The sequence below is a fragment of the Yoonia sp. genome (genome assembly GCF_046498525.1).
Lineage (GTDB): Bacteria > Pseudomonadota > Alphaproteobacteria > Rhodobacterales > Rhodobacteraceae > Yoonia.
In genome coordinates this window covers 1-3,745 of the sequence record NZ_JAWOAN010000203.1, presented here as the reverse complement: position 1 = coordinate 3,745, position 3,745 = coordinate 1, and the positions used below count along the sequence as shown (strand labels likewise).

Annotated in this window: 3 protein-coding genes; 1 reads left to right on the top strand and 2 read right to left on the bottom strand. The window is 55.4% G+C overall.

Annotated features, from left to right (window positions below; genetic code table 11):
- The first annotated feature begins 428 nt into the window (after nt 1-428).
- On the top strand, nt 429-1,286 hold the full coding sequence (locus tag R6T97_RS12745; RefSeq protein ID WP_410349677.1) for a methyltransferase domain-containing protein: 858 nt from the start codon (nt 429-431) through the stop codon (nt 1,284-1,286).
- Nucleotides 1,287-1,559: 273 nt separating this feature from the next.
- On the opposite strand, the gene R6T97_RS12740 is transcribed toward R6T97_RS12745, so the two are convergent.
- Both R6T97_RS12740 and R6T97_RS12735 read right to left on the bottom strand, forming a co-directional pair.
- On the bottom strand, nt 1,560-2,735 hold the full coding sequence (locus R6T97_RS12740) for a geranylgeranyl reductase family protein (RefSeq protein ID WP_410349676.1): 1,176 nt from the start codon (nt 2,733-2,735) through the stop codon (nt 1,560-1,562).
- 385 nt (nt 2,736-3,120) lie between these two features.
- A partial coding sequence (locus R6T97_RS12735) for a rhomboid family intramembrane serine protease (RefSeq protein ID WP_410349675.1) occupies nt 3,121-3,745 on the bottom strand: 625 nt, incomplete at its 5' end.

Sequence of the window (3,745 nt, the reverse complement as noted above, 5' to 3'; positions counted from 1 at the left end):
CGTTACTGTTTTCGATTTTAGGGTTTGGGAGTGAAATTTCGGGTTCTAACCCGTTTAAAACGAACCTTATCCGATTGCACGGGCATTACGACTGAAAAAGAACCCAAGATACCTCAAGGCCAAGGAACGAACCGAGTGAGTTACCCGATCTCATGTCACTTCATATCGGTAGAAGTCAGTAGAAGTCGAGGAACACTGAATTACTATCTTATAGGTTGTATTTGATTGCAGTCGCTTGCCTGCGCCGTAAGGTCGGAGAAAGGCTACCCGCCTCGTTGCTCGATGACCTTCCGGAGTGAAACCATTCGCGTTTGAAAACTCGCTTTCGGACAGCCTGCGAGCGCGTGACGTTTTGAAGTTAACGTTCCTATTTCTTGCCACCTTCAAACTGTCACCCTACCGTCAGATGGAACAGCTTGGGGACGGCAATGCAGACAGATTTTGATGACCCCTCCGAACACATCAGGCGGATTAACAGTTATTATCGGATGTCGGAGCGTGGGTACGAACTGTTTCTCTGGGGGTCCAAGCATTTTGGCTACTACCCCGACAACGCGAAAATTTCCGAACGTCAGGCGCAAGAGAACCTCCAGGATCTCGTTGCTGAAAAGCTGGAGCTGACAACTGCCGACCACATACTTGACGCAGGATGTGGCCAAGGAGTTGTCGCGATCCATTTGGCGAAAAAGTACGGCTGCAGAGTGTATGGTATCGACACGCTGGACTTCGAGATTCCCAAGGCGCAAAAACGTGCAAAAGCGCAGGACGTGGCTGCAAGAACGTCATTTGAACAAATGGACTACAGCGCAACCAGCTTTCCCAACGATCACTTTGATTGTGTTTACACGACCGAAACCCTGTCGCACTCTGCGGATCTCCGCAAAACAATCGCCGAACTTTTTAGGGTTCTCAAGCCTGGCGGCCGAGCAGCGTTTTTTGAATATTCAATTGCTCCGGACGCAGATCTTTCTCCTAGAGAACAGCTTATGCTGGAAAGAATAATTCGCGGTTCAGCGATGGTCGCCCTGCCGGACTTCCGCCACGGTGCCTTTGACGGAATCATGCAGGATGCCGGATTTGATTTTGTATGCACGGAAGACATCAGCCGCAATATTATGCCATCACTCGCACGTCTACGACGCTATGCATTGCTACCTTATTACCTTTTTACAGCCCCATTGGGGAGGCAAGAGCAAAGACCAAACGACGCATCAGCCGTCGAAATCCACAAAATGGCCAAGAAAGGGTTGGTTCGGTACAACATCCACACTGCCCGAAAGCCGTAAAGTAAGGCCAATCCAAAGGAGTGGAATGGTATGTGAAATGATGATGGTTATGGGTCTGAAAACCTCCCGCGTGCCTGCAGTTAGGAACCAGGGTGTCTTTAGATGAAATCGTTTTCAATTTAAGGGTTCGGGAGTGAATTTTCGAGTTTAAACACGTTTTAACTATTCATTCTGGATTAAAAGGAACCAAGATACCTGAAGCTCCAATGACATCGTCAGACATCATCAGCTTGGCTGGTCGATACGCTGTGTCTTGGCACGTTCAAGGCCCTTTCAGGCGGGCCGACGCAGGAGCGATGCACCAAGCCTGCGTGCAATCCGCCAGAGCACCTTGTGGCCTAGATCGGCATAATCCAGCTCGCCCGCCAGAAGCCGTAAATATCTGCGCGTCATAGACGGATGGCGCTCCACCGCCCTGGGGAAATAGTTGCGCACCGGAGTCGCATAGATCAGCGCCCGGATGCGACGGGCAGCGGCCATTTCACGGTGGATGTAGCCAATGCGCGCCATATAAGCGTCCATCGCGGGCTTGTCGTGCTGCAAGGCCTCGGCTGCCGCTTGCCCTGCATACTGGCCCGATTTCATGGCCCAGGCGATGCCTTCGCCAGTGATCGGGTCCACCAACCCCGCCGCATCGCCTGCCAGCAGTACTGACCCGCGCCCCGGTACCTTGCGGTAAGCGCCAAAAGGCAAGAATGCGCCTTTGCACTTGACCTTCTCGGCATCGAGATGGGGTGCATGAAGTGCCAGATAGTCGCGGAAATGTGCTTTCATGTCGGGGTTTTTTACATGCACGCCGCCCACGCCTACTGTGATTGTGTCATTCTTGGGAAAAACCCAGCCATAGCCCCATTGCGCCGCACCAAGGTCAATCTCGGTCGTGTTGTCCTCGATCAATTCTCTGTCGAGCTCCACTTCCAGCCCAAAACCGATTTTGGCAGGGTCAAAGGCACGGCCGTAAAGCGCGCGTGCCACGGCACTGTTCGCCCCATCCGCGCCAATCAGAACACGCCCGGTCAGTATCCGGCCATCAGCCAGCGTGATGCTGGGTGTATCCGTGTCGATCGCACTGATCTTGACGGGCGCAAAGACTTGCGCGCCTGCGTCGACAGCGCGCGCGTGGAGCTCTGCATCAAATTCGCGCCGCATCGTCATTTGCAGGACAGGTGCCTGCGCTTCCTCGCCGATGGTGCGGCCAGAGAATGTGAGCCGGAAGCGGGTCGAGGGTAAAAACAGGTGCGCATCAGGCCGAAGGTCGAACGTCTCCGCCATGTAGCGCGTCGACCGCCCGGTGATTCCGCCACCACACAGCTTGTCCCTCGGGAAGGCCGATTTGTCGATCAGCGCAACAGACAATCCTGCCCGTGCAGCAGTGATGGCCGCAGCACTGCCAGCAGGGCCAGAGCCAAGGACAAGAAGATCAAAACTTTTTGCTACGCGAGAATTCATTGTTCAGCCAAGCTGTAAGTTTTTGTACAAAGCGGTGCCGCACCCTTTTGGTAAAATAGTAACAAAGATCAGCCGATCATCGCCTTTTTTGATCGACGTTTCCAGACAGGCACAGCCAAAACCGACTGTCGGGTGTGGGGTGGGGCTGCTTTCAGGCGAGTGCTGCACCTGCAGCGTCGCAATCAATCTGACAGTCGCGCTGGAACTCTAAGCCGTTATGGCAGGCTCTGGCCAGAATGGGTGGCCAGCCTGAAGGATGGATTGCAGTGGTCTACAAAGGATCACGCGATCCTTTGTTGCACGTGATGCAAAGCGTGACGTGGATGTCTTGGCCGTATGCTTTGGCGGGCAGATCCAAGGGCTGCATGTACCGAGGTGGGGTGGTCTACTCGGCCACAGTGTGGTCCCGCAGCCACAGACTCGCAGCCCAGCCTGCCAGGAATCCGCCGAGATGCGTCTGCCAGGCGAGCCCTCCGGACATCGCCCAGTACATCACGAGATTGAGCAGGATCAGCAATCCCACCACCCGTAATACCGGCCCGATCCCTGCACGCATCTGCCGCCGAGCCGTGTATTCCCAGCCTGTCAGCGCGCCGACCAGGCCGAAAAGCGCACCCGAGGCCCCGACCATAGGCTGCATTGTAGATGAGAGCACTGCAAAGCCCACAGCCCCGCCCAGAAGCGACAGCGTATAAATCAGGGCAAAGCGCCATTGCCCCACGCGCTCGATCACTAGCAACCCCAGCGAGGCCAGCGTGATCATGTTGACCAGAAGATGCAGAGCTCCGCCATGCAGAAACCCGTAGCTGGCAAACATAACGACCGGTTGGCCAGGATATTTGGGCTGCCAGTTGTCCAGCAGTCCGGGCCAGAACCCGCCATCCTGATAGGCGGTTCCTCGCCAGTGCGTTGAGCCCCAGAGCCCGTGATCGGCCCCTTGCAGCACCGCTTCGGCAACGACACAGACCACAATGATACAAAGCAGCACGGCATGGGTCGTGGCCAGTGCC

What these genes read in the sequence shown, in the direction of transcription:
- R6T97_RS12740 (WP_410349676.1), bottom strand. Translation starts at nt 2,735, where the DNA reads ATGAATTCTCGCGTAGCAAAAAGTTTTGATCTTCTTGTCCTTGGCTCT.
- R6T97_RS12745 (WP_410349677.1), top strand. Translation starts at nt 429, where the DNA reads ATGCAGACAGATTTTGATGACCCCTCCGAACACATCAGGCGGATTAAC.